Annotated in this window: 19 protein-coding genes, 1 tRNA gene, 2 pseudogenes, 1 CRISPR repeat array and 1 other annotated feature; of the genes and pseudogenes, 7 read left to right on the top strand and 15 right to left on the bottom strand. The window is 41.8% G+C overall.

Translation table 11 applies throughout. From position 1 onward, the window contains the following. Positions 1–130: 130 nt before the first annotated feature. The gene (locus tag EPB74_RS06185; RefSeq protein ID WP_274903357.1) at positions 131–283 is read left to right on the top strand and encodes a DUF4172 domain-containing protein; all 153 of its coding nucleotides are present in this window, start codon (positions 131–133) and stop codon (positions 281–283) included. Between the two features lie 109 nt (positions 284–392). Next, positions 393–1,247 carry a patatin-like phospholipase family protein gene (locus EPB74_RS06180; protein ID WP_274903356.1) on the top strand — a complete coding sequence of 285 codons (855 nt, stop codon included), beginning with the start codon at positions 393–395 and terminating at the stop codon, positions 1,245–1,247. A 281-nt stretch (positions 1,248–1,528) separates the two neighbouring features. Here EPB74_RS06180 and EPB74_RS06175 read toward each other — a convergent pair whose 3' ends face one another. Together EPB74_RS06175 and EPB74_RS06170 are read right to left on the bottom strand one after the other, a co-directional pair. Further along, a complete protein-coding gene (locus tag EPB74_RS06175) occupies positions 1,529–2,116 on the bottom strand; it encodes a 2-hydroxychromene-2-carboxylate isomerase (protein ID WP_274903355.1) in 588 nt (195 codons plus the stop codon). 36 nt (positions 2,117–2,152) lie between these two features. After that, positions 2,153–2,881: an SDR family oxidoreductase gene (locus EPB74_RS06170; protein ID WP_274903354.1), complete on the bottom strand. Its 729-nt coding sequence runs from the start codon at positions 2,879–2,881 to the stop codon at positions 2,153–2,155. A 102-nt stretch (positions 2,882–2,983) separates the two neighbouring features. On the opposite strand from EPB74_RS06170, the gene EPB74_RS06165 reads away from it, so the two are divergent. Continuing rightward, on the top strand, positions 2,984–3,457 hold the full coding sequence (locus EPB74_RS06165; protein WP_274903353.1) for a winged helix-turn-helix transcriptional regulator: 474 nt from the start codon (positions 2,984–2,986) through the stop codon (positions 3,455–3,457). A gap of 1,360 nt (positions 3,458–4,817) precedes the next feature. Further along, positions 4,818–5,141, top strand: a complete 324-nt coding sequence (locus EPB74_RS06160) for a hypothetical protein (protein WP_274903351.1) — start codon at positions 4,818–4,820, stop codon at positions 5,139–5,141. Positions 5,142–5,381: 240 nt separating this feature from the next. On the opposite strand, the pseudogene EPB74_RS06155 reads toward EPB74_RS06160, so the two are convergent. Further along, positions 5,382–6,421, bottom strand: a pseudogene (locus EPB74_RS06155) (IS3 family transposase); the annotation flags it as partial. Beyond that, positions 6,030–6,146 (bottom strand) — a sequence feature (AL1L pseudoknot). Its footprint overlaps the pseudogene before it by 117 nt. Here EPB74_RS06155 and EPB74_RS06150 point away from each other — a divergent pair. Continuing rightward, positions 6,372–6,695 carry a S24 family peptidase gene (locus tag EPB74_RS06150; protein ID WP_274903350.1) on the top strand — a complete coding sequence of 108 codons (324 nt, stop codon included), beginning with the start codon at positions 6,372–6,374 and terminating at the stop codon, positions 6,693–6,695. The pseudogene EPB74_RS06155 and the gene EPB74_RS06150 sit on opposite strands and share 50 nt — an antisense overlap. Positions 6,696–6,892: 197 nt before the next feature. Here the strand turns inward: EPB74_RS06150 and EPB74_RS06145 are convergent, their stop codons facing one another. The 8 genes and pseudogenes from EPB74_RS06145 to EPB74_RS06115 form a co-directional block, all read right to left on the bottom strand. Continuing rightward, complete coding sequence (locus EPB74_RS06145) at positions 6,893–10,237, bottom strand: tyrosine-type recombinase/integrase (RefSeq protein WP_274903349.1); 3,345 nt, start codon at positions 10,235–10,237, stop codon at positions 6,893–6,895. Further along, the gene (locus tag EPB74_RS06140) at positions 10,224–12,698 is read right to left on the bottom strand and encodes a hypothetical protein (protein ID WP_274903347.1); all 2,475 of its coding nucleotides are present in this window, start codon (positions 12,696–12,698) and stop codon (positions 10,224–10,226) included. The genes EPB74_RS06145 and EPB74_RS06140 overlap by 14 nt, the downstream gene beginning before the upstream one ends. Continuing rightward, positions 12,698–13,213 carry a hypothetical protein gene (locus EPB74_RS06135; RefSeq protein WP_274903345.1) on the bottom strand — a complete coding sequence of 172 codons (516 nt, stop codon included), beginning with the start codon at positions 13,211–13,213 and terminating at the stop codon, positions 12,698–12,700. The genes EPB74_RS06140 and EPB74_RS06135 overlap by 1 nt, the downstream gene beginning before the upstream one ends. 345 nt (positions 13,214–13,558) lie before the next feature. Continuing rightward, positions 13,559–14,246: a CRISPR direct-repeat array (repeat unit 28 nt; unit sequence TTTCTAAGTCACCTGAGCGGTGATGAAG). A 44-nt stretch (positions 14,247–14,290) separates the two neighbouring features. After that, a pseudogene (locus EPB74_RS13440) lies at positions 14,291–14,410 on the bottom strand (type I-F CRISPR-associated endonuclease Cas1f); the annotation flags it as partial. A 190-nt stretch (positions 14,411–14,600) separates the two neighbouring features. Further along, on the bottom strand, positions 14,601–14,909 hold the full coding sequence (locus EPB74_RS06130) for a hypothetical protein (protein ID WP_274903344.1): 309 nt from the start codon (positions 14,907–14,909) through the stop codon (positions 14,601–14,603). 10 nt (positions 14,910–14,919) lie between these two features. Next, on the bottom strand, positions 14,920–15,210 hold the full coding sequence (locus tag EPB74_RS06125; RefSeq protein ID WP_274903343.1) for a hypothetical protein: 291 nt from the start codon (positions 15,208–15,210) through the stop codon (positions 14,920–14,922). Continuing rightward, positions 15,207–16,403 (bottom strand): site-specific integrase, encoded by a 1,197-nt coding sequence (locus EPB74_RS06120; RefSeq protein ID WP_274903342.1) that lies wholly within the window; start codon positions 16,401–16,403, stop codon positions 15,207–15,209. The genes EPB74_RS06125 and EPB74_RS06120 overlap by 4 nt, the downstream gene beginning before the upstream one ends. A gap of 11 nt (positions 16,404–16,414) precedes the next feature. Then, positions 16,415–16,630 (bottom strand): hypothetical protein, encoded by a 216-nt coding sequence (locus EPB74_RS06115; protein ID WP_101211220.1) that lies wholly within the window; start codon positions 16,628–16,630, stop codon positions 16,415–16,417. Between the two features lie 117 nt (positions 16,631–16,747). Here EPB74_RS06115 and EPB74_RS06110 point away from each other — a divergent pair, with 117 nt between their 5' ends. Beyond that, positions 16,748–16,975, top strand: a complete 228-nt coding sequence (locus tag EPB74_RS06110) for a helix-turn-helix domain-containing protein (RefSeq protein ID WP_274903340.1) — start codon at positions 16,748–16,750, stop codon at positions 16,973–16,975. A 230-nt stretch (positions 16,976–17,205) separates the two neighbouring features. Here EPB74_RS06110 and EPB74_RS06105 read toward each other — a convergent pair. Then, a tRNA-Val gene (locus tag EPB74_RS06105) sits at positions 17,206–17,282 on the bottom strand. A 309-nt stretch (positions 17,283–17,591) separates the two neighbouring features. On the opposite strand from EPB74_RS06105, the gene EPB74_RS06100 reads away from it, so the two are divergent. Beyond that, positions 17,592–18,569, top strand: a complete 978-nt coding sequence (locus EPB74_RS06100; RefSeq protein ID WP_274903339.1) for a glutathione S-transferase family protein — start codon at positions 17,592–17,594, stop codon at positions 18,567–18,569. A gap of 120 nt (positions 18,570–18,689) precedes the next feature. On the opposite strand, the gene hemB is transcribed toward EPB74_RS06100, so the two are convergent. The 3 genes from hemB to EPB74_RS06085 all read right to left on the bottom strand — a co-directional run bounded on the left by hemB (position 18,690) and on the right by EPB74_RS06085 (position 24,971). Beyond that, on the bottom strand, positions 18,690–19,697 hold the full coding sequence (gene hemB, locus EPB74_RS06095) for a porphobilinogen synthase (protein ID WP_079692289.1): 1,008 nt from the start codon (positions 19,695–19,697) through the stop codon (positions 18,690–18,692). A 178-nt stretch (positions 19,698–19,875) separates the two neighbouring features. Next, positions 19,876–21,675: an efflux transporter outer membrane subunit gene (locus tag EPB74_RS06090; protein WP_274903338.1), complete on the bottom strand. Its 1,800-nt coding sequence runs from the start codon at positions 21,673–21,675 to the stop codon at positions 19,876–19,878. Continuing rightward, positions 21,672–24,971, bottom strand: a complete 3,300-nt coding sequence (locus tag EPB74_RS06085) for an efflux RND transporter permease subunit (protein WP_274903337.1) — start codon at positions 24,969–24,971, stop codon at positions 21,672–21,674. The genes EPB74_RS06090 and EPB74_RS06085 overlap by 4 nt, the downstream gene beginning before the upstream one ends. Between the last annotated feature and the right edge of the window lie 13 nt (positions 24,972–24,984).

Below are 24,984 nucleotides of genomic sequence, written 5' to 3'. Positions count from 1 at the left end.
CAGATAGGTTTATAAATTTTCAATCTTCTAAGCTATCATTTTAAAAGTTGAGTAGAGTCACATATACGGATAAAAAGACTGGATTAAGTGGCAATGGTCAGATAAAAAATGATTGCCATCGGTCAGTCGTGTGCGGATACTACAAGCCCGTTTACTTGGCAAGCTACTAACAGTAGAGTTCGAACTAAATGTTCCAGCTCAGCTAGACGCAGTCACTTTAGAGGTTGTTAAAAGGTCTGAGATTGAAGACGGTGAGTCATTAAACAAGGAGCAAGTGCGCTGATCGGTTGTACGTCACTTAGTTGACACCTACTGAGTATAAACAGAGGGCTTAATTATTCCATGCAGTGGTTGTGTTAAGAATGGGGTATTTACAAAATTCGAGGTTTTCAATGCTTAAACAACATCGACAAGCACTAGTAGTTGAAGGTGGGGGAATGCGTGGCGCATTTACCAGTGGTGTCTTAGACACCTTTTTACAACAACAATTTAATCCTTTTGATCTTTGTGTGGGGGTGTCCTCAGGCTCAACTAACGTTGCTAACTATTTAGCGGCACAACAAGGTCGCACCCTGCACATTTACTTAGATCATTCACTGCGATCTGAATTTATCCATTATGGTCGTTTCCTTAAAGGCGGTGACTTACTGGATTTAAAGTGGATGTGGGACGTGGTGGAACAAGAATATCCACTGAATCAAGCACAATTATTTGCCAATCATGCTGAGCTTTACATGGTGCTAACACATGCTGTTTCAGGTGAAGCTACCTATATAAAAGCCTGTAAAGACAATATTTTGGATGGTTTAAGAGCATCGAGTTCTATCCCAGTGCTGACTCGGCAAGCGGTTGAAATATTTGGCGAACCTTATTTTGATGGTGGTGTAGCTGATGCTTTGCCTGTGCATTGGGCAGCTCAACAAGATCGTGTTGCTAAGCTGATGGTAATACGTACTCGCCCTCAAGATTACTATAAAACAAGTCGTAAAGGCGATCAGTTATTGGCTAAATATTTTTTTAAGCAACGACATGGTTTTGCCCAAAGCTTATTAACACGAACACAACGTTATAATGCTGCCGTGCAACTTTTACATTCTTCATCATCACAGAAATTTTTAGAAGTTTGCCCACCCGACTTAAAAAATATGGCAAGTCGATTATCTAAAGATAAAGCTAAAATCCGTTATAGCTATGATGTGGGACTAGAAACTGGATACAAAGCGATTGAAGATTGGCACAAAATTTAATCGGTAACCATCGGCAATCATCCCAAGTATAAGACACTTAATAAATAAAATTAAGCTGCGTGTGTTTTTATTGACCCACTTCATTAGCAAAGATTGACTATTATTTGCGATGAATCAGTAGTATTTAAATCCGAAAATAGGGTAGCTGAAGAGTGATAAATCATTGCTAATGCGTGGCAGCAGTTTTGTGATAGAGACATTACGTTATTGGTCTTTGTCATCATTAGGAAAGAGCACAGTCTAAACGCTTTCAACTCATGCTATACCGTTGCTAGTTAAGGCTACTCTTTTAAAGCAGTTTCAACGAAACTTAAGCGATCTTGACCAAAAAACATCTCACCGTTCACGAAGAAACTCGGCGCACCAAAAACACCTCGCGCCACAGCTTCTTCAGTGGTATCTTTCAAACGCTCCTTAACCTCAGTCTCACTAATACGTGCCATAAAATCAGTCACGTCAATGCCTGCTTTAGTCAAAACTTCAGCCACAACCTCGGGTGACTCCATGTTCAGCTTTTCAGACCATAAAGCGTTAAAAATGGCTGCTAAATAAGTCAGGAACTCAGGTTCCTCCAAGTAAGCGGTCGCACCTCTCATTAAATGCATCGTATTCAACGGGAAAAATGGATTGAAGTTAAACGGCACCCCATAAATATTTGAAAAACGCTGAAGATCCTTCAACATATAAGGGCCTTTAGCAGGAACCGCAGCTGGTGACGCATTACCAGTGGCTTGAAAAACAGCACCAAGCAGCATAGGTCGCCAAATGATTTTAGCGTTGGTGCGCTGTGCCATACTCTCTAATTGTGTCCATGCCAAATAACTGGCTGGGCTGCCTACATCAAAGAAAAACTCTACTTTTTTGCTCATCTCAAAGTACTCCTGACAAAATATATTAGAAAGTTTCTAAAAGGTCTCTAGCCATGGGCGTAGATCAAGCTCATGTGTCCAGCTATCACGCGGTTGACAATGTAATTGCCAATACTGCTCAGCGATATGCTCTGGATTTAAGATCCCGTCTTGATCTTTAAGCGCATAACGCTCAGGAAAGTTGTCACGAATAAAGGCGGTATCAATGGCACCATCAATAATAGGGTGAGCCACATGTATACCTTTTGGCCCCAACTCTCGAGCCATGCTTTGCGCCAAAGCACGTAAAGCAAATTTAGCGCCAGCAAAAGCAGAAAAACCTTTACTACCTCGTAAAGAAGCCGTCGCGCCGGTGAAAATAATCGTTCCCTTTCCACGGGGGATCATTGCTTTTGCCGCCTCTCTACCTGTGAGAAATCCAGATAGCGCTGCCATTTCCCATACTTTTCGGTAGACTCTTTCCGTGGTGTCTACAATGGAAAAATGGACGTTCGCACCAATGTTAAATACCACAACTTCAATCGGCCCAATGTCTTGTTCAATATGGGTAAACAGCTCAACCATCTCTTGCTCTACACGCGCATCACAACCAAATGGCTTTGCTATTCCACCAGCGGCTTCAATATCACTGACTAGCGAGCTAAGTTTGTCGACACTCCTTCTGGTCACGCATAAGGTAAAACCTTCTCTTGCAAAATGTCTCGCAACAGCGCTGCCGGTGGCATCGCCTGCGCCAATTACAACTGCTACGGGTGCTCTATACATGTCTATTTCCTTATAGGTTCCTTTTTAGAACTGACAAAAATATAGCTTTCTTTTCAGAGTCTGTCAAGCTAATCTATTACTCACACATGTAGGAGGTAACATATGCGCTGGGATGAACTTGATAAACAGCCTTGCTCAGTAGCTCGCACTTTGGCAGTCATTGGTGATCGTTGGACGCTAATGATCTTACGTGACTGTTTTTTAGGTGTCAGACGTTTTGATATATTTGAGCAACGCTTAGGTATCACACGTCATGTATTGTCTGATCGGCTTCGTAAGCTGGTTGAATATGACGTTCTGAAAAAAATAGCCTATCAACAGCAACCACTGCGTGAGGAATACCGATTGACAGAGCGTGGTTTAGATTTGCATCCAATCGTTTTGGCACTGGTTAGCTGGGGAGACAAACACATGGCTGATGAACGTGGTGCGCCGTTGCTACATAGGCATAAAGAATGTGGCCAAATAATGCATCCCGTAACGGTATGTTCAGAATGCCATGAACCAATTAATGCACGGGATATTAAGGTTGAAATAGGACCTGATTGGATAGGTGAGGATGAGTTTGGTATATGAAGAGAGGGTTCTGCTAAAAAATGAAAGCAAAGGAAATCGCTACACACTTCGAACTAGCACTTACCTATGAACCATTACAGAATTGAGACCATGAAGAATAATGAGCTAAGCTGACAATCCTGTAGAAACCAACTTGGGAGGTTTTAATAAGAAAGCTTAATGAGAATCATCCATCCTGGCGATTCCATAATCATTAAATCCGTATCTAACACTAGCAGTTCGATGCCTGTATAGCGCACTGAACAGGGTTTAATGATATATTTTAGGAACAAATATTTTAATTGTCAGTCTGGCTAAGACTATAGAATAATTGTTATTTTTGAAGAGACAATATTATGTTTTACTTTAAAAGAATGCTTTTTATCACCGTAGTCACATTACTTGCTGGCTGTACTTCCAACCTAACAAGCAATGAAAAGATAAATTCAAGCGTTACTACGACAACATGGCAAAATCTAGTTTCTATGATTAATACTGGGAACTATCAATCTGTTGGGCAACAGCATGATAAAACCGTGAGATTAGTTCTTAATAATGGACAAGTATTTCAAGCTAAAGAGCCAAAAATAGATGATGTACTTCAAGTCATTAGGGATTGCTCGGAATGCACAGGAAAACCATTCCTAACAGAGTAGGGGTAACACAATAAAACAGACAGCAATCAGAGAAAATAAATAGTGGTTGTTAGTACTATGGTTAGTGGATTATAAGCAGTTACACACTTTTTAGGAAAGTCTCAAAAACTGGGGCTGTAGAGCATTATTTATGTTCTAGTATAGGAGTCACACTGCAATTTCAAAACAAGTCACCTTGTCATTTTACGGTATATTCGACAAGCCAATTACTGAAAGTCACTATCAGAAAAGCATAAGGACGCTAGTTTGGTTCCCTGCGAATGACTTTAAAATAAATTTTATATTATTGATAACTGATAACTGATAACTGATAACTGATACTTAATATTTATTTTAGTATATATATACCTTACTCCTTTCTTACTGTAAGAACCTCGAATTATGTATCTTGTGTACACTCCCAAGTGCACTGTTATCTGCTAACCTTTGTTAATATTTTTAATATCAATAACTCACACATCCTTTTAAAGAACATGTAGTACACAAGCTAACGAACTCTTACCTTTCTTTACCTGAAAATATTAATTTTTTTGTTATGTTTAACTTGTTAGTTGATAGTAATTTCAGTTTTAAAAAACAATGAACAATAAAAATGATAATGGGCTGCGCTGGCGCTGAAATTAGCTCAGTTCAATTATCGTATGGTCGCTCTTTAAAGCTGACTTTGGATAGTTTTTAAAGTCGCTTTTTTGTTTTTTTGTCTTAACTACGATAAGGATGTTGAAATGAAAAAATCAGTATTAACTGAATTTATTCAAGGCAAATTATGGATAGCATTTTTGGTGAGTTTCGTTGGTCTGAGCGCTTGCAGTAGTGAAACAGAAGAGTCAGCTACTAATACGGAGTCTAGCGAAATGACACCTGTGCAAACAGAGAGCGAAGCTGAAGATCCAATGACTGCTTCTACAGAGGGCACAGAAGGGGCAGGCGGTACGGCATACTATTCTAGTAATGGCAGTACAGAAAATGAGCAAAAGGCTGATGATACGGATACTGTCAATGAAAATAACTCGAACTTAGATCAAACATCAGCAGACGGATTACAATAATTACAGGGAAGGCTATGGTGTCCATTAAATATTAACGCCTCAATACGATATAAATGAGACAGCTATTACTCTCACTTATGTTCCAGTTGTTTAGATACTAAAGGGTTTCTGTAAGGTCATTATCATTTTGAATGGCTTTGACTATTAATTGCTATCTCAAAGTATTCCATTTTTGGCTGCGGTATCCTATCCTGCAATCAAGCCTTTTATCTTTACTCACATAACTAGCAGTGTTGACTAAAAAAGCCCGTTGACCGTTTCAGCCAAGGCATTGTCGTATGAATCACCCGTAGCACCAACAGAAGCGATAATGCCAGAGTCAGCCATACTAGTAGTGTAGCGGATGGATAAGTACTGAACTCCTCTATCGCTGTGATGAATCACATCCTTAGGCTTGTTTTTGTCTACTATCGCTTGCTTTAAAGCCGCCATCACCATATCCGTATTCATATTCATACGATTAGATACTTTCCAGCCTACGATGGCGCGGGCAAACACATCAATAATAAACGCGGTATAAATCCAGCCACTGATAGTCTTAATATAGGTGAAGTGTGCAACCCATACCTGGTTAGGGCGATGAGCATTAAAGTTACGATTGACTAGGTTATTCGCTCGCAGCTGGTCGTCGAGAGAGTTAGTCGTGACCTTGTTTTTACCGCGCCAAACGCCTTGCAGCTCATACTGTCCCATTAACCGCTCTACGGTGCAGCGAGCAACCTCTAAACCGTTCGCTTTAATCTGTTGCCAGACTTTACGCGCACCATAGCGGCATTTTCTGTCCTGCCAGATGCATCTGATTTCGCTAATATAAAAGTCGTTATGTTGACTGCGCAGTGAGCGCTTTTCTGGATTATTAGCTAAATATTTTTCACGGTGATAGGTTGATGGGGCAATAGGTAGTACTTGACAGATTAGCTCGACCCCGTAAAGATGTTTATTTTCGTCGATAAACGGCACCATTGTTTCAGTTAGCGGTCGAGCTCCGCCTGGGCGAAAAAAGCGGCAGCCTTGCGTATAATCTCGTTGGCTTGTTTGAGCTCTCTATTTTCGCGTTCAAGCTCCTTTATGCGTTGATCTTGGCTTTGAGCTTGTACCGAGGCAGGAATAGTTTGCTCGATATGCTTTTTATGCCATGATCGTAGCGTTTCAGGCGTGCAGCCAATCTTAGGGGCAATGGCTTGAATGGCTGACCAGGTGGAGGGATAGTCGCTTGTTGCTTCAATAAGCATGCGAACGGCGCGCTCTTTAATCTCGGGAGTGGAGGTTTGTCTTTTCATTGTCGTATTCTCTCAGAATATTAAGTCTCCGACAATCCCGGGGCGGTTCACTATATATCGTTACGAACAAATAGAGAAAGTGTTGAAGGGCGAGCAAGTTACAACTGATGCTTTTGAGCCATCAGTAAAAAGAAGCGACGAAAATGCTTATTGGATTATTATAGAAGACGACAGCATGCAACCTGCATTTCAGCCAAAAAACTTGATTCTCCTCAATCCAAGTTTGACTCCCGCGCCAGGTGACTATGTGATTGCAACTGACGATGCCGATTAAGTGATGCTACGCAAATGGCGAGACTGTGGCTTTGATGAAATGTTGGGTCAGGAGTACACTCAGCTGATAGCGCTCAATCCCGACTATCCAACTACCGATAGCCGGTTTATCGAATTTAAAATACATGGGGTCGCTACCGAGCATAGAATTAAGCTGAGATAATCTATTTTACTTGATAATTATAATCAGCAAATTTTCTAAGACTCCTTATCAATAATAGGCAGGGTTTCGTCAGTGACAAGCATCAAATGTACAAAAAACCTTAGTAGCGGCGAGTATTGCCATTTGTTCGTTTGATCTCTAGGATCTCGGCTAGCAATACCGATATGGATAGCGTCTATCGAGTCATTAGATTGTTGCTTAATGTCTTGATGACCTGTTGATGAAATATTTTTCATCAATAGGGCTTCGTTGCTACTTATCAGCCAACGTTTCAAAGGCAGTAGTTTTTCAGCAATATAAATGAAACGCTGCAACTCTTTTTCCTCTCTTTTCCTAAATGGTATGTATGCTGTGCTATTAGACAGTTTTTGACGACATATCTTAATGAACCAAGCCCAGTCAATCTCTGATTTTTCTCGTAGGCGATATGCGTTATTTAATAAAGGCGATAGCAGTCTTAGATCACTTTGATATTGAATATTTAGTGGACTGAGGGCAGTAGTTTCTGAATCTATGAGCTTTACAAAGCGAGGTTTGCCGCGTTTAGTTGTGATAGTGGCAACATCATAGGCTCGCTTGACTAATAACTGTGAATCTTGAATGGGAATGTTTGCCAGCTGTGCCGCTTTATCTAGTTGTGTCTTTTTATCAAGAGTCTTTAGTAACAGCTGTATTCGGTTTAGACCATAGCGACCAAATAGCTCATCAGTAGCTGCTGGCTTAGCATTCAATACAATTTGGTCATCCAAATTTTCGATCGTAAGTTTTGGTGACTTGCGTTTGCCCTCTATAATACTTTTAAATAAAAGTGTACGAATGCTAGGTATGCTGACGCTATTATTACTAACAACGGCATTGTTTTCTTTAATCTTTTTATTGGTAAAACCTGTTACATTGAACAGCGTTTGATCTGGCAATTTTATATTTGCTTCACTAAGCGCATAGGTCGCCATCAAAGTGCAAAAATGGTTGTAATACTCAAAGCTACGCTCAGGCGATAAGTGTCCCATCATACCGGATAACGCATACCAGCGATCTTGTGCATCGATATGCTCACCTAATAAGCCATGTTTGATGCGCAAAATATCGCTTTTATCATAATCGGTTAAGGCCTCTACTAGATCGGGATGACCCAATAGTACTAACGATAAGTTACTCACTGCCGTATGCCTAAATCCGTGGAAGGTATGCTGTGCCACGTCATCATCTACTGAGATGTCTTTTAAGGTTCGTTTGAGTAATTGTAAAGGGACGTGATCATCAATGGGGCGCTGATCTGATGATAAAGTAAAGATAAACTTGTTTGGGTTGACGCCGATATTACTCTGCACAAAATTAATAAAGAAATTCAGCTCATCAGGATTTAGGAGTGCAAATAGGGCCACGCGGCGGATACTACTTTGAGTCTTGGTTGGACGGTAGCTATTGGGCCTAATCACCACTGAAGGTATGGCTGCCTTCAAACCTTCGATGTCATTATACTTAAGTCCTAACAGCTCTTTTTTGCGCATGCCAGTACGATAGACTAAGATAAATAAAAGCGCGAACATCTCTCGCTCCAATATATCTACAGACCCCAGTATCTGCGTAATAATGGCTTGATAAGCTTGCGGTGATATCAGCTCCGCACGTACACGCCGACCGTTTTTGGACTGTTGAATACTCATCGAGGGTAGGTTGTACTTGCTCTGAGAAAAGTCGTGCATACTCTGGAATAAATTAGCAGAGTATCCAATGTCAGTATTGTTACGCACGACCACTTTGTATTCTAAAATGTCTTCATAAAGTGCCTCAAACTCTTCCTCTGACCAAATATCAAGCGGCTGCGCCGTTGTGAAATATAGCCATTCATAGCCTATGGTTTTAATATATTTCAAAATAGATTCATTACTAGGTGGTTTTGGTTCTTTTCGACTTAGCAAACCTAGTACCCAGTCTAATAAAATCTTTTCACTTAAGTCATCATATTGCTCATAGCGCTTTTGTACTATTTCGATAAGCGTAGCCGGGGTATAGCTGAGTTTTTTCTTTTTCTGCTCTTCGACTCTTTTGAAGTCTTTAGTGAGATTCATAATCAAATCAGACTTTCTAACCTCTATCTTTTTGGTAGAACTCCTAGCCGTCTCTTTTTGAGCAATAGAATTTTTGCTGATAGACAACGCTAAAATCTGCTCTAGATTATACGGCTCATCTTTAAGCTGATATTTTTGGTTCAAAAACCGATCAAAATCTTGAGTCATGAGTCCGGTGGTGTTGTGTATGCCTCGCATAACTCCCACTGAAGCATGATCAATATCAGCACCATCCAGCATCTCCCAATAATAACTGGCGTAATACAAAAATCGTGATAGGGGAAGAGGCTTAATAGATAAAGGTTCTGTTACGTCCGCTAGAGTGTTTGTCAGATACTGCTTAAGGCTATCTTCAGAAAGATTGGCTAGCGTATGTTTTATCTCTTCTTGAGAGCTGTTTTTATGGTAACGCATCAGCCAGCATTGACTGACCACATCTACGACGATTTGCTTGGTGTTATACAGCTTTTCACTACCTTCTACGCGTTCGTTACCATAGCGTTTTTGCACAAAGCGTGGCGAGACCACTATTCTTTCATTGATAAACGGCTGATATTCCTTAGTAAGTAAAGAAGCAAGCCACCCTTGAAGCATCTGTACCTCATTGATGCCGCCATATACAATACCTGAGAATACCAGCCAACCTAATATCTGCTCTTGGCTATATTCGGCTGTTTGATTCCAGTGATGCTGTACTGCACGAATAGTTTTGACCAGTAACTTGCCGTTTTTGACCCAACCTGCATTTATAATCAGTGGATTGGTTTTGGTAGGTTGCGGCGCGATTGTCTTAGTATAATGATGCTCAGCGAGCATATAGTGCTGATTTTGATAGTCAATAAACTGATTAACGATTTGCCATGCTTGTTTTAGTGTTTTGGTTGATGTATATGCTTGAGCGATCCTATTCTGAACGATAGCTTGGAATTCATCGAACCCTTGGTTAGATAAAGGTCGTAGCTGCTCATAAAAGACACGGTTAAATCGACTCACCACTTGGCTTGGTGGTAACCATAACTCATCATAACAACTGGTTAGTGCAGGTACAGCAAAAAAGATATGATCATCTGGCCAAAGCACTTGTTTATAATGTTTATCAAAACACTTAATAAACTTAATATTACCAGGGTGTTTTTTTTGCAGAGATTCCCACTGAGTCTGTAAGTCAGCCAGTAGCTTTAGTTCACGTACTCTAGCAGGGCTACTTTCTTTAATTACCGAAGGATAAGGCACGTAGCATTTTTTTCTGCCATTAAACTTTGCCAAATCATCGATGATTTTTGGCAGATGGATATTATTTATTAGCATGATCTACCTCAATTGAACTTATCTCAATATGGCTGAGATTAGAGTAGTTATCTATTTTGATATGACGTAACCCTAGCTGTTCTGCGATCTGCTCAAATATAGATGCAACACGCTTGATATCCGCTTTACTACTTGATGAGAAGCGCCCCAACACTTCTTGACGGGCTTTTTCATGACCGATAACCGTGTTGATTAACGAGAGCTGGACGCCAAGCCTTTCAAGCTGAGTACGCACAAAGTGGCGTGTCCAATAGGGGTTGGCGTCAATAATATCTTTAGTCATATGGTAGGCATCGCCGCGCTTGACATCCTTTAATATAAGGGTACTCTCTGACAAAAGCTTCAATAATGCTTCATCGTTACCTAAGCGAATATCGTCAATGGTGGCGCTGATGACATGATTTGATTGATGCTTAGCCTGATAGTCAATCAAATAATTTCTATAATCTATTAAATGTCTTACAAGAGTAGGGCATAGCGGTATCAGACGATCACTTTTTACTTTTTTAACTGGCTTATCGTTGATTTCCAGCCAACCCATATCAAGATCGATATTGTACATTTTGCCAAGACCGTTATTCGGTCGCACGCCGGTTAAGAGGCAAAATACGAACCATACAAAAATACTGGCTCTATTAAAGTGATCCTCATCATTTTTACTTTGATCTACCCAGACTTTGAGCTTATCTATGATGCTGCGAACGGTTTCGAGCTTAAGTGCAAACCCTGAGCCTACGGTATATTTATGCCAAGGGGTAATATAGGATAAGTCAAAATTACCTGTATTATTTAATACGCTTAGCGCTGATTTATAGTGAGCAATGAGCGCCTCACTAGTGTGACTGCTGTAATACATTGCCGGAGCATGAGACGCTGGCGTGCGGCAAATGATATTGGCGATGTGCGCATGACAATCAGGTGTATAACGAGAGAGCACGACATGTAGCGCAGTTTCTATTCGATTGACTGACAGGTACGGTAGTCCAAGGCTGCTGCGCAAATCGGCAATATATGATGTAAAATCCTCTTTTACCGGTAACTCGCAAGCAAGCAGATTATCAACCGACCATAATGGTAGTGGGGTTTTGATAGTATCAGATTGGTTTTCGTAATTTTCCTTCGTTAATGTTTGACTAACAGAGCGCTTAGTAATACCAAGACTGTGTTTGATGTAAGTTCTTTTATCATGGATGCTGAAAATACTAGGATGACCGATATAGCCGGGTATTAGTAAGGACTTAACTGGCAGTCCGGTAATCATAGATAACAGTAAAATACCCGCACAGGTTTTATGAATCTCTGATTCTGGTAAGGTGCTTGCATCTTGGTTGAGCGCAGCAAATAGCGCTTGGTAGCCGACAAGGGAGAGTAATCGCGTGTTGGAATTAAGCGCAAGATCGCGCTGAGACATATAGTTTTGTTGTAGCGATAAATCAATAGTTTGCAGCGGTATTGAATTTTTGATTAACGGGTTTGGATATTCGCCATAGCTGACATAGGGCGCCTCATAGTGGTCAATGCGCTCTTCAAAGCTGGTAGTTAACCCTTCATAGATCTCGGTATTAGCTTCTAAAAATGCGAGATCTACGGCGGTAGCAGTGTGTTCTATATCATCACGTGTGCTACCCCATGCATCATTACCGGGCGAAGTATTCCAGTTATGGCTCGTTGCAGTAGAGTCTAAGGGTATTGTCGATGTATTGTCTGCTAAGTTGATAGCTTTAATTTTAATGTTTTTAGGTGGCTTCTTACGCTTAGGTCTTGGCTTCTGTAATACGTGCGCATGTTGATAGACGGTCGTTATTTTCTCTATTTGGCTCAGTTTTGCTTTTGCGTCAGATTTAGCCTTTGCTACTTCCTCAGTATCAGTAGCTTGGTTATTGTTTAGCTCTACAAGCGCGGCTTGTTGCTTTTTTAATATTTCATTAAATACCGATAATATACGCTCTATATTTATCTCAGTTTGGGCGATATCAGGAAGTGCCTGCCAAAGCCATTTGCGCCTAGGAGATGCTGAGAACTGTGCCATCTTAAATTGCATGAGTATATTATTGGTATGGGTTTTTTTATCCTGAATGATAAGTAAAGCTGCGGTGTGCACCGCTATGGATAACCAAACTAGCTGTTGCACTGATTGACCTAACTGCTGTTTGATGACGATATCCTGCATTAGGATAAGCAGCTGCATCATCAGTGGTTTTTGTGCTAAGTTCGTCCGATTGATCTGCATATACTGATCGGCAACTGGTCTATCTTGTAGTGTTTGCACAATAGTTTCTGATAAATACTTAATTGCATTATCATTGCGCTCATAAGTGTCATGTACTGCGATAACGATGGTAGAGATAGCCTCTACAACAGATTCGGGGTAAACAAACGATTGATCACTCTTTAAGTGATCAATGGTCTTTGCAGATAGCCATTGTTCCTGATTGGGCGAGGTGTCATTATCTTGAGCCATCACGATACTCCAGTAGGACGACGTTTATGATAAGTTTGCTCATTTATTTTTATAAGCTCACAAAATTTGGTGACGGCAAATATATTTTTGCCAAATAACTGCTGATTCATCTGTTTATCTAAGATAGTTTTAAGTTGTCTATAAATGAGTTTGATATCCAGCTTCTTGTTATGAAGAGCAATCAATTCAATAAGCTCATGAAAACAAAGGTTGAGACTAAAATCATCTTTTAAGATGTATTTCACAGGCACTTCTTGTCTTAGTGCATTAAAATCAATACTAGGGCTTTTGATCAGGTGGAAAAGCTCAAAGTTATTAACCTGAAACCACTTTTTATCTTCTTTGATGAACGATGTAGTTTCAGTCCAAACAGCGCTATGCTCAAGCTTAAAGCTTTCAGCAATAAACGGTCTGATATAACAAGTATAAATGTTGAATAGATCAAGGGCGTCTTGAAATATGAGAACCGATGTTGTCTGCAACTTGGCAATCGATAGTGATTTATGTGACTTCATAAACATCCCACTAAGATAATGTTTCGGTGACTTGGTCGTTACGCGCTGTATGTTGACCTTCACTCCCACCTTACATGAGTAGCTAATAATTAAAACCCACTTTACTAAGGATTGAAGCAGAATCATGAAATACACGACAGTACGTGACGCCTATCGTATTTTGAGTATTTGTTGGAGAGTGTTTATGACAATTCTATTTAAAGCGCTTTAGGAATAAGCTAGAGTTGGTGGGCGGGGTAGGTGGGTAGAGAAGTAATTTAGGACAATGGGTTGGGGATGCAATTGGCTAACTGCAATCTATGCTGTGATGAAGAGATTTGCAACACCAAGCACAGCAGGGGCTATTTTTTAAGTCACCTGAGCGGTGATGAAGATTCGCTAGCAATTGAGGCGCTGACATTGATATTTCTAAGTCACCTGAGCGGTGATGAAGTAGTCATTGACGCTTGGACGTTTTGATACAGATTTCTAAGTCACCTGAGCGGTGATGAAGGTGATTCATGTGCCAGCCGAGTATAATGAGCTTTTCTAAGTCACCTGAGCGGTGATGAAGTGCCATACAAGCGCCGATAATTAAGCTCGTTGTTTCTAAGTCACCTGAGCGGTGATGAAGCTAATAATTAGTTACGTCTAATACTAAAGGTGTTTCTAAGTCACCTGAGCGGTGATGAAGATACCATGCGCGCCATCAGTCGTGCCAGCTCATTTCTAAGTCACCTGAGCGGTGATGAAGAGTGAGCAGTTACGCAAAGAGCGATTGAATGATTTCTAAGTCACCTGAGCGGTGATGAAGCGATCATTATGTTAAGACGCATTGAGCTACACTTTCTAAGTCACCTGAGCGGTGATGAAGCTCTCGGCATCGATGTCGCACAAAACCTCAATTTTCTAAGTCACCTGAGCGGTGATGAAGGTCGCCCACTAGATAAAGGTCAGATTTATATCTTTCTAAGTCACCTATGCGGTGATGAAGTCACGATCCCTACCTTGAAATAGGAAGGGGTTTTTCTAAGTCACCTATGCGGTGATGAAGGTGCTAAGCGCGTGCGGTGGCTTTGACGACATTTTCTAAGTCACTTTTTGCATGACGCGGCAATGCGATAAGTAGTAAATATTGGCACGTTTAGAGTGTAGAATGGTTTTTAGGTCGGACGAATCAAAGCTGTTGTTAGTATAGGGGTTGGTTGATTTGGCCATAATAATTCCAGTAATATAAAACCATATTTAAGATAAGATTTACTCTACTGGAATTATGTTCGCAAAACAATGGATAGTATTTCTTCTGCGACAACAGATGTCGTTAAAGGTTTGGATATAATAATGACCAGACAACTTAAGTTATCTGGTCATTATTCGAATATTTTATAAAGTCAGTTATTGCCTTACGTTAATTGTTACGCCACAAAGCATGCTCGCATACTTCACAACACCAACTCTCTTTTGATCGCATAAAAGAAATGTCTGCTGGTATCTCTAAAGGACAAACATAACCACAGTATTCACAGCGCACATCATCTAAATAAGCAAAACACTGACCTACGGTATCAAACATGATATGAGGACTGATATTGTACTTCTGACAATCCGCTTTTACATGCTCAATGAAGCCACTCTCATTATCGTATGCCCAGTAATCACCACAGATTTTTAGATCACGTGCGTTCTGCGTCATATTAGGCTGAAGCTTTACACTCATAATATCCTCCTCAGTAACCATAGCCAATTTGTGGTAAAAGGCTATAAAGCTCACTTTCTAACTGATGACACATTTCATCAAACATATAGCCATTATTAGCATCCAGTCGCTTTTGTACCCAGATCCGTATTGCCATATGATTATCAAAGCAACTATCCACACTTAAGAACCGAGCCAAACCATTACCTGGTTGAATATAGAGCTCACAAATTAAAGTATTTGCAATACTATTGGCATCTTCACTGACGTAACCACTGGGTTTGAATTTCGCCAATAGCTCATTGTAATTAATCAGTTTCATTCTGATGCCTCCTTATCAGTAGGTAATAGAGCAATCTGACTACGATTAACCAATGCCTCAAAAGCGCTACCATCTTGACGGATCATATTTGGCACATACCGGCTATAAGTATTGAATAGCATCTTAGTAGTAGAGTGTCCCATTTGGCTGGCTATCCACTCAGGGCTCTCACCAGCAGCTAGCCAGAGCGTGGCTGCCGTATGACGCGTCTGATAGGCATTGCGCTTCTTAAGCCCCAAAACCTTAAGAGTGGGGTGCCAAACCCGCTTATTCACATTGTTGTAATCTAAAGGCTCACCTGTATGCGCGCAAAACACATAATCTGAGCGCTTATAAGTGATTGCTTGTTGCTCTTTTAAAGCATCAAAAACCCAAGGTGACATTTGAATCGCTCGATAAGACTCTTGCGTCTTAGGAGGAACCATTTTTCCTTTAACCAGCGCCTGCTTAATCACAATTTCGCGACGATTAAAATCGATATTTTCCCAAGTCAAGCCATCGATCTCACTAGTACGCATACCTGTCAAAAAACGCACCAAATAATAATTACGATAGTCTTCTCTAACGCCATTAATGAACTTCCAAACCTCCTTCAAGGTCAGTGGTTGGATATCGGTCTTGGGCTCTTTGAGCGACTTAATGTCATCATAAGGGTTATCAAACTTATAGCGTTTAGCGGCTTCTTTTAGTATCATACCTAAAGGTACCATTATCGAATTGATGCGTGCCGCTGACAGATGTTTGTTAGCTTTTCCGTACGTTACTTTGGCGAGCGATGAACGGAAGGCTAATACATCTGTCTTTTTTATGAGATGAATGGGTCTAGTCCCAAACTCAGGAAGTAAATACATATCAATAATCTCCTGTATTTTACGTTTGTAGGTATCGCGCCACTCAATTTCTTTTTCAGAAAACCATAGTGTTGCAAACTGCTTAAAAGAAGGAACGTTAGTATTAATACATTCCTTACGATCGTTTAAAGCCATCATTTCATCTGCTTTATCACTTTTGGGGAAATACTTAGCATAGCTAAATATGCCTAGGGTGATTTCTGCCTCCATCTGTTCAATTACCTTCTCAAGCTTCTTGCGATTCGATGGGGTGTCTATGAGGTTTGTCGTCTCCCTACAACGCTTATTCATATAACGAAAGTCGACCACCAACTTGTTATATCTACTTCTGATACTAGCCATGATATTTCTCCTTATTGTAGTGCCATAGCGTTGATGCTACCGGCTATACCAGTACGCATATCTTTTTCGATTTCTTCCCATACATATAAGATCTTACGACCCCCGAATGGGCGTATATAATGAATTCCTTCGATGAGCACAGTATCTTTGAGCTCATTACGTATCGTACGAGGGTTGTATTTGATAAGCTCAGAAAGCTCTTGGGTAGTTAGGTAAGTATGTGACATAATGAGTTCCTTATATAAAGTTTAATCATGATGGTACTTTTAAATACCATAGTTGTAATTTAACATATATTTATAACTATGCAAGTACTTTTTATAACTATAATTGGAGTTTTTAGGATGATAGTTAACCATCTTCCCACTTTGTTAGCTGAAAGAAGACTAAAAGTAGCGGATGCAGTGCGAGCGACAGGTGTTAGCAAAACAACTTTGCATAAGATATATAATGATCAGTCATCAAGAATTGATTTCGATACGATAGATAAGCTTTGTGAATATTTAGAAGTAGGGGTAGGAGATCTTTTTGAATATGTAACAGAGATTGAGGCAGAGGATAGAAAGAAATAGACATTAATCTAAAATTTGAAGTAGAGGTCAAAAAGCGAGTTTTTAGTTGAAGGGTTTTTGGAAGCTAGTCACGTTTTGGTCACCATTTGGTCACCGTCGTTTTTTTGAGCAGTTTAAAAGAGCCTAAGTAGTGGTGATTACAGAGTGCTATAAGTAAATATTTTTCGCCACAACCCATATTTTACGGACAAAAAAAGCCCCAGTCGTTAGACCGGGGCTTTCTAAATATTTGGTAGGCATAAGCAGACTCGAACTGCTGACCTCTACCATGTCAAGGTAGCGCTCTAACCAACTGAGCTATACGCCTATTTAGGTTGAGCATTTTAGCAAATTCTGAGGACTTTGCAAGTCTTTTCTATAACAATATTAACTTATTATTATTATATTGAGTGTTAATCTTGATATCGAGTGATATGGAATATTTTTTGTGTAGTTTTGCTAAATAGTAAGTAAAATGGGTTTATATTTTATTGTCAGTGAAACAACAAAGCCTAATGGCTAAGTAATATATAACTGCTATCATAATTCTAAAAATAGAGTGGGTATTTTGATAATAATTTCATAGTATTCGTGCTTCGCAAAAAATATATCAAAATAAAATATTGAGGAGGGTGATATGGGTCTATTGGTCGACGGGCAATGGCAAGACAAATGGTATGACACAGAATCAAGCGGTGGACGCTTTGAGCGTGAAGATGCGGGTTTTAGAAACTGGGTAACAGCAGATGGTAGCGCAGGTTCCTCCGGTCAGGGCGGCTTTAAAGCCGAAGTTAATCGTTACCATTTATATGTGTCATTAGCCTGTCCTTGGGCACACCGCACCATGATTTACCGCAAGTTAAAAGGCTTGGAAGACATCATTTCGATATCTGTGGTTCATCCATTTATGGGTGATAAAGGTTGGACGTTTGCAGAGGGTTCAGGCGTTATTGCTGATCCTATTGTAAATGCGAGTTATCTATATGAGATTTATACTGCAGCCAAATTAGACTATACAGGACGGGTGACAGTACCAATATTATGGGATAAAAAAACCAATAGCATCGTCAGCAATGAATCCTCTGAGATTATTCGGATGTTTAACTCAGCCTTTGATGAGATTGGGGCGATAGCTGGCAATTTTTTACCTGCAGAATCCATAGCAGAAATCGATGCGATCAATGCATTTGTTTATGATGCGGTCAATAACGGAGTTTATAAAGCTGGCTTTGCCACTACAGAAGCGGCGTATAAAGAAGCAGTAGTTAAACTATTCGATGCGCTAGATACGTTGGAGGCGCGTTTGGCAGACCAACGTTACCTAATAGGCAGCACGATAACTGAGGCGGATTGGCGTTTATTTACGACCTTAGTACGTTTTGATGCGGTTTATGTCGGTCATTTTAAATGTAATATACGTCGTATCGTTGATTATCCGAACCTTTGGGGCTATCTACGCGACTTGTATCAAGTATCAGGTATCGCAGAGACAGTAACTATGCAACATATAAAGGCCCATTATTACATCAGCCATGCCAATATTAATCCCACTCGTATTGTGCCTGTTGGTCCGGTTATTGACTTTAATGAGCCACATGAGCGTGCACGTTTATAGGTTTATTTATTACAATATAAAAAAATCACGACAGCTGATTCATAGCAGCTGGCGTGATAGGTTTGCAGTGTAAGCCACAATATGAATAAGCAAAAATATAAATAAGAACATTAGCTAAAATTAAGCATTATTCAACTGTCTTGCTGCTTCTAATGCAAAGTACGTCAAAATACCATCAGCACCAGCACGGCGGAAGCCAATCAGAGACTCTAAAATAACCGCATCAGTCAGCCAACCGTTTTGAATAGCCGCCATATGCATGGCATATTCGCCAGACACTTGATAGGCAAAGGTCGGTACCCCAAAGGTGTTTTTAACTTCACGGATAAGGTCTAAATACGGCTGACCGGGTTTAATCATGACCATATCAGCGCCTTCATTGATGTCCATGGCCACTTCATGTAGCGCTTCAGCACGGTTACCAAAGTCCATCTGATACTGCTTCTTATGACCACCTTTTAAGTTGCCAGCACTACCGACTGCATCACGGAAAGGACCATAGTAAGCAGAGGCGTATTTGGCTGAGTAAGCCATGATAGCGGTATTGACAAAACCTTCTGCCTCAAATGCATCTCGCATGGCTTTGATACGACCATCCATCATGTCACTAGGGGAGATGATGTCGGCACCGGCGCGGGCGTGTACCAATGCCTGCTTGACCAGTACTTCAACCGTGGCATCGTTAACGACATAACCACTGTCATCAAGTAAGCCGTCTTGACCGTGTGAAGTATAAGGATCTAATGCCACATCAGTCATCACCACCATCTCTGGAATAGCATCTTTGACAGCTTTGACCGCGCGTGCGCTCAAGCCATTTTCGTCATAAGCCGATTTACCGTCAGGCGTTTTTAGTGAGTTATCAATCACTGGGAAGATATCGATAGTTGTGACACCTTCTGCTAATAACTCTTTGGCATGTTTAATGAGCAGGTCAATCGATAAGCGCTCAACACCCGGCATACTCGCGATTGATTGGCGTTGGTTACTACCTTCTAACACAAAAACGGGCGCGATAAAGTGCTTGGGATGCAGCTCAACTTCACGAATCATGGCGCGTACATTGTCGTTATAACGCAGACGACGAAGGCGAGTTTCAGGGAATTGGCGGTTAAAAGTATAAGTCATAATGCTTCCTTTTTTTAGTATCAACAACTTTTGTTTTGGTATTAATATAATACGACTACTATAACCAATAGTAGCTGACGAAAGCAAAAAGCCCTACCAAGTCGGTAGGGCTTTTTGTACTTATCGACTATCAACGTGAGGATAAAGCACCTTCACGAGATTATAGCGCTCTGATCACTTAAGGTTCAACAATCTGCGTGACAGGTACTTGCTCAACGCTGGTTTCTTTCAGAGTAGCCTCTTCAGTTAAGATGCCTACAGCAGCATCGGTTTTACCGTCATTATTGACGTCAACCACAGCAGTAGGTTTAAAGGTGGCTTTTTCTACTGGTTGCGCTTGCTTAATCGCTTGAGCTTCTTGGACAGAAGCAACACGCGCTGAGCTAGCTGTATCGATAGCATGGACCGCTTTTGCTTTATTACCAGCTACGTTAGCCACTTGCACTAAGTTTCTATGTTGCGGCGTAGGAATCACTGTTGGCACATCAAGGTTGGCACCACCACCAAGCGCTTGGTAGAGCTCGACTTGGCTAACGATTTTTTGTAGCTCTAAATCTAAAATACCTTGCTGCGTTGAGAACAGTGAACGCTGTGCATCAAGAACGTCTAGATAGTTCGCAATGCCCGCTTTAAAGCGCGCATCTGCAATCTGATAGGTTTGTTCAAAGTTGTCTTGCAGACGGTACTGGGCTTCGAGCTGCTCGCCTAAGGTAGCACGCGTTGCCAAGACATCAGAGACCTCGCGGAAAGCGGTTTGAATTGAGCGCTCATAGCCAGCAAGGGTTTGTTCACGCTCAATTTTAGCGACATCGTAGTTGGCATCTAAGCGGCCTGCATCAAAGATAGGCACGCTAATACTTGGACCAAATGACCAGCCAACGGCACCACTTTTGAATAAGTCGTCCAAACTACCACTACTGACGCCAATGCTACTTGCGAGGCTTATAGAAGGATAATAAGACGCGCGTGCTACTTCGATATTAGCACCAGCGGCCTTTAGGTTGTATTCCGCTTGCAACACATCTGGGCGATAGCGCAGCAACTCACTGGGCAAGCCAGCACTAAATATCTTTTGGCTAGTGATATTACTGACAGCTGGGGTTGGAATCAGATTGGTTGGAATCGGTCCACCGACCAAAAACTGCAGTGCATTACGTGATTTCAAAATACTGCTTTGCGCACGTAAGACGGCAAGTCTCGCATTTTCAAGTGAGGCACTAGACTGTAACGAAGGCAACTTAGGATCAATGCCGGCTTCAAAACGTTTATCAGCGATAAACAGTGATTTCTCACGACTCTCAACCGTTGCTTCCGCCAGTTTCAACTGCGCTAAACTGTAGCTTAAATTGGCATAGCTTTGGGCAATGTTACTAATTAAGCTAATTTGGGTAGCGTCTTTTGCAGCCGTGGTGGCTAAGAAATTCTGCAACGCTTGGTCTTTTAAACTAGAGATTTTACCCCAGAAATCTAACTCATAGTTAGCCAGACCGAGGTTGACGTTATAGCCATCACCCGTCACACCTCTTTGGCGCTGACGAGAATAACCGGCTTGACCATCGATACTTGGCAAGTCGCGAATATCACTAATTTGATATTGAGCACGTGCTTTCTCAATGGCTAAGCGCGCACTTTCAAAGTCTTTGTTATTTTCAAGACCTAAAGCAATCAGACCTTTTAAACGCTCGTCGCTATAGAAGTTCTGCCAGCGTTGATTGGCAATGCTTGGTTGCTCAGCCGTACTGACGGTCTCCTTATCGAACGCCCCATAGGTTTGTCCGATAGGGATATTAGGCTCAGCAAGGACAGGACGCATATCCGCTTTTGGAATGGTATTACAAGCAGCCATGCTCATCGCTAAGGCAGTTAAGCCTATTAGGCGACCGCTATTTTTGCGTATCCGTGATAGAGCTGGTTGCGCAGGGGTAGCAGAAATCGCTACCGCTGCTGAGTTGGTGGTAAATATTTTTTGAGCACTCATTGTGTATTATCTCCAAAGCTTGCAGGCTGAGAGCTCTTAGAGAGCGTCATGTTTTGCATATCGTCGTCAACATGTATGATCGGTGGCTCATTATACTCTGTTGGTCCAACTGGATTGTCTGGATTATCAGGGTTAGAGCTGTCAGGCGTATTCCCACCATCATTTGGCGGCGTGTCATATTTGTACGGAAACAAGCTACGTATCCAAATATAGAACATCGGAATAAAGAAGATACCTAAGAAAGTTGCGGTGACAACACCGCCAACCACACTGGTACCAATGGCGTTTTGGCTACCAGAACCAGCACCTGTCGCGATGAATAATGGCACAACACCAAGACCAAAGGCAAGTGAGGTCATAATAATAGGACGCAGACGTTGCCGCGCCGCGGTCATCACTGCCTCTTTAAGAGTATAGCCTTCCTCTTGGTGATCCCTCGCAAACTCGATAATCAAGATGGCGTTTTTGGCCGATAGCCCAACCACCGTGAGTAGACCAACTTGTAAGTAAATATCATTGGATAAGCCACGGAACCAAGTAAACAGCACCGCCCCCAATACCCCAAGTGGAATCACCAATAGTACTGAGAATGGAATTGACCAACTCTCATACAAGGCAGCAAGACATAAGAATACCACTAAGATAGAAACTGCATACAGCATCGGCGCTTGAGCACCTGACTTCTTCTCTTCTAATGATAGACCTGTCCATTCGTAACTGATGCCGTCTGGTAGCTGTTCGACCATCGCTTCCATGGCATCCATTGCTTCACCAGTACTTAGACCAGGAGCAGCGCTACCTTGGATATTCATTGACGCCAAACTATTATAGCGCGTGAGACCCGGTGAACCGGTTTCCCATTTACTACTAGAGAAAGCGTCAAATGAGATCATCTCGTTGCTGTCGTTACGGACATACCATTTACCGATATCATCAGGATTGGTACGGCTACTAGGCTCACCTTGTACAAACACGCGTTTGACACGACCACGATCAACGAAGTCATTAATATAGCTTGAGCCCCACGCGGTTGAGATGACACTGTTAATATTTGCCATGGATAGACCATAAGCAGCGGCTTGTTCTTGGTTGATATCAACTTTAAGCTGCGGCGCATCTTCTTGTCCGTTTGGACGTACGCCGGCTACTTGCTCATTTTGAGCTGCCATGCCAAGTAACATATTACGTGCTTCTAACAGACCGTCGTGTCCGACGTTGCCAGAATCCTGCAGCATCAAGTCAAAACCACTAGAGTTACCAAGTCCACTAATTGCTGGTGGGATAATATTAAAAACAGTCGCTTCGTTAATTTGGGTAAAGAAATAACCCTGTGCACGATCAGAGACTGCCCGTGCTGTATTGTCTTCACCTTTACGATCTGCCCAGTCGCTGAGTTTTACGAAGGCGATACCGACGTTTTGTCCTTGTCCTACGAAACTAAAGCCAGCGATGGTAAACGCTGATTCCACATTATCTGGTTCTTGGCCGCTATAATAAGCGCTCACTTTATCTAGAACCGCTTGCGTCTCATTCAGTGTCGAACCAGCGGGCAGCTGTACTGCGGTAAACATAATACCCTGGTCTTCTTCCGGTAAAAATGAGCCAGGGATACGTAAGAATACCACTGCCATAATACCGATAATCGCCGCATAGACAATCAGATATACCCATTTAAGGCGGAAGCTTTTACCGACGAAGTTTTCATAAGAGCGACTGGTTTTGGTGAAAGAGCGGTTAAACCAACCAAAGAAGCCTTTTTGATTCTCAGAATTACCTTTTTCATGGCTCTTACTACGTTTGAGCAAGGTCACACATAGGGCAGGGGTGAAAATAAGAGCAACTAGAGCTGACAGCACCATACTGGTAATAAGAGTAATGGCGAACTGACGATAGATTACCCCAGTTGAGCCACCAAAGAAGGCCATCGGTACGAATACAGCCGATAAGATAAGCGCGATACCAACAACGATTTTACTAATCTCACCCATCGATTGTATCGTAGCGTCTTTGATAGAGATATTTTGGTCTTCTTCCAATAGCCGCTCGACGTTCTCTACGACGACAATAGCATCATCGACCAGTAGGCCGATGGACAGTACCATGGCAAACATAGTCAGTACGTTGATACTGAACCCTGCAATATACAGTACTGCAAAAGTACCAAGCAGTACCACAGGTACAGCAAGCGTCGGAATAATAGTCGCGCGCCAGTTCTGCAAGAAGATAAACATGACGATAAATACTAATATAATCGCTTCGATTAAGGTCTTGACCACTTGTTCAATAGACAAGCGTACAAATGGGGTAGTGTCATAAGGAATGACTGACTTTAGGCCTGCAGGGAAGTTTGCTTCTAGCTCGGCAACTCGATCACCGACCAATTCGCGAGTTGCAAGCGCGTTAGCACCACTCGCTAGTGAGACAGCAAGGCCAGCGGCTTGTTGGCCATTAAACAAGGCAATCGTACTATAACTTTCACTACCAATTTCAACCTTTGCAACATCGCCTAAGCGTACTTGCGCGCCAGAGGTATCGGTTTTTAGTAGGATGTTTTTGAACTCATCAGGCGTTTTTAGATAGCTTTGTACGGTGACGGTTGCATTAATAACTTGTTCATCAGTATCAGCAGGTGCTTGACCTAACTGACCGGCTGATACTTGTGCGTTTTGCGCACGTACCGCGTTGACCACATCGGATGGCACCAAGCTATAGCCACGTAAACGTTCAGGATCGAGCCAAATACGCATAGCGTAAGATGCACCGAACGCTTGGACTTGACCAACGCCTTCAACACGGCTGAGCTGATCGACGACATTAGAGTTGATATAATCACCGATATCAGCAGGATCCATACTGCCATCTTCAGACACAAAGCCAAACACGGCTAAAAAGCCTTCAGAGGCTTTGTTAACGTTAACGCCTTGACGCTGTACTTGCTCGGGCAACGAGCTCATTGCGGCCTGTAATTTGTTCTGTACCTGAACCTGTGCGGTATCAGAATCTGTACCGTTCTCAAAGAACAGCTGTACAGAGGCACTACCATTTGAGGCACTCGACGACTTCATGTACATCAAGCCATCAAGCCCTTTCATGCGCTGCTCAATAATCTGTACTACTGAGTTTTCAACGGTTTCAGCGTTAGCACCAGGGTAGCTAGCGCTGACCGTGACGGTTGGTGGCGCAATCGCCGGATACTGCTCAATCGGTAGGTTGATAACCGATATTATCCCGATGAGCATGACTAAAATAGCTATCACCCATGCAAAGATAGGGCGATCAATAAAAAAACGTGACATAGTAAATCCCTAA

The sequence above is a fragment of the Psychrobacter sp. DAB_AL62B genome, assembly GCF_028895345.1.
In the GTDB taxonomy this organism is placed as follows: Bacteria; Pseudomonadota; Gammaproteobacteria; order Pseudomonadales; family Moraxellaceae; genus Psychrobacter.
This window is presented reverse-complemented; position numbering and strand designations above follow the sequence as displayed.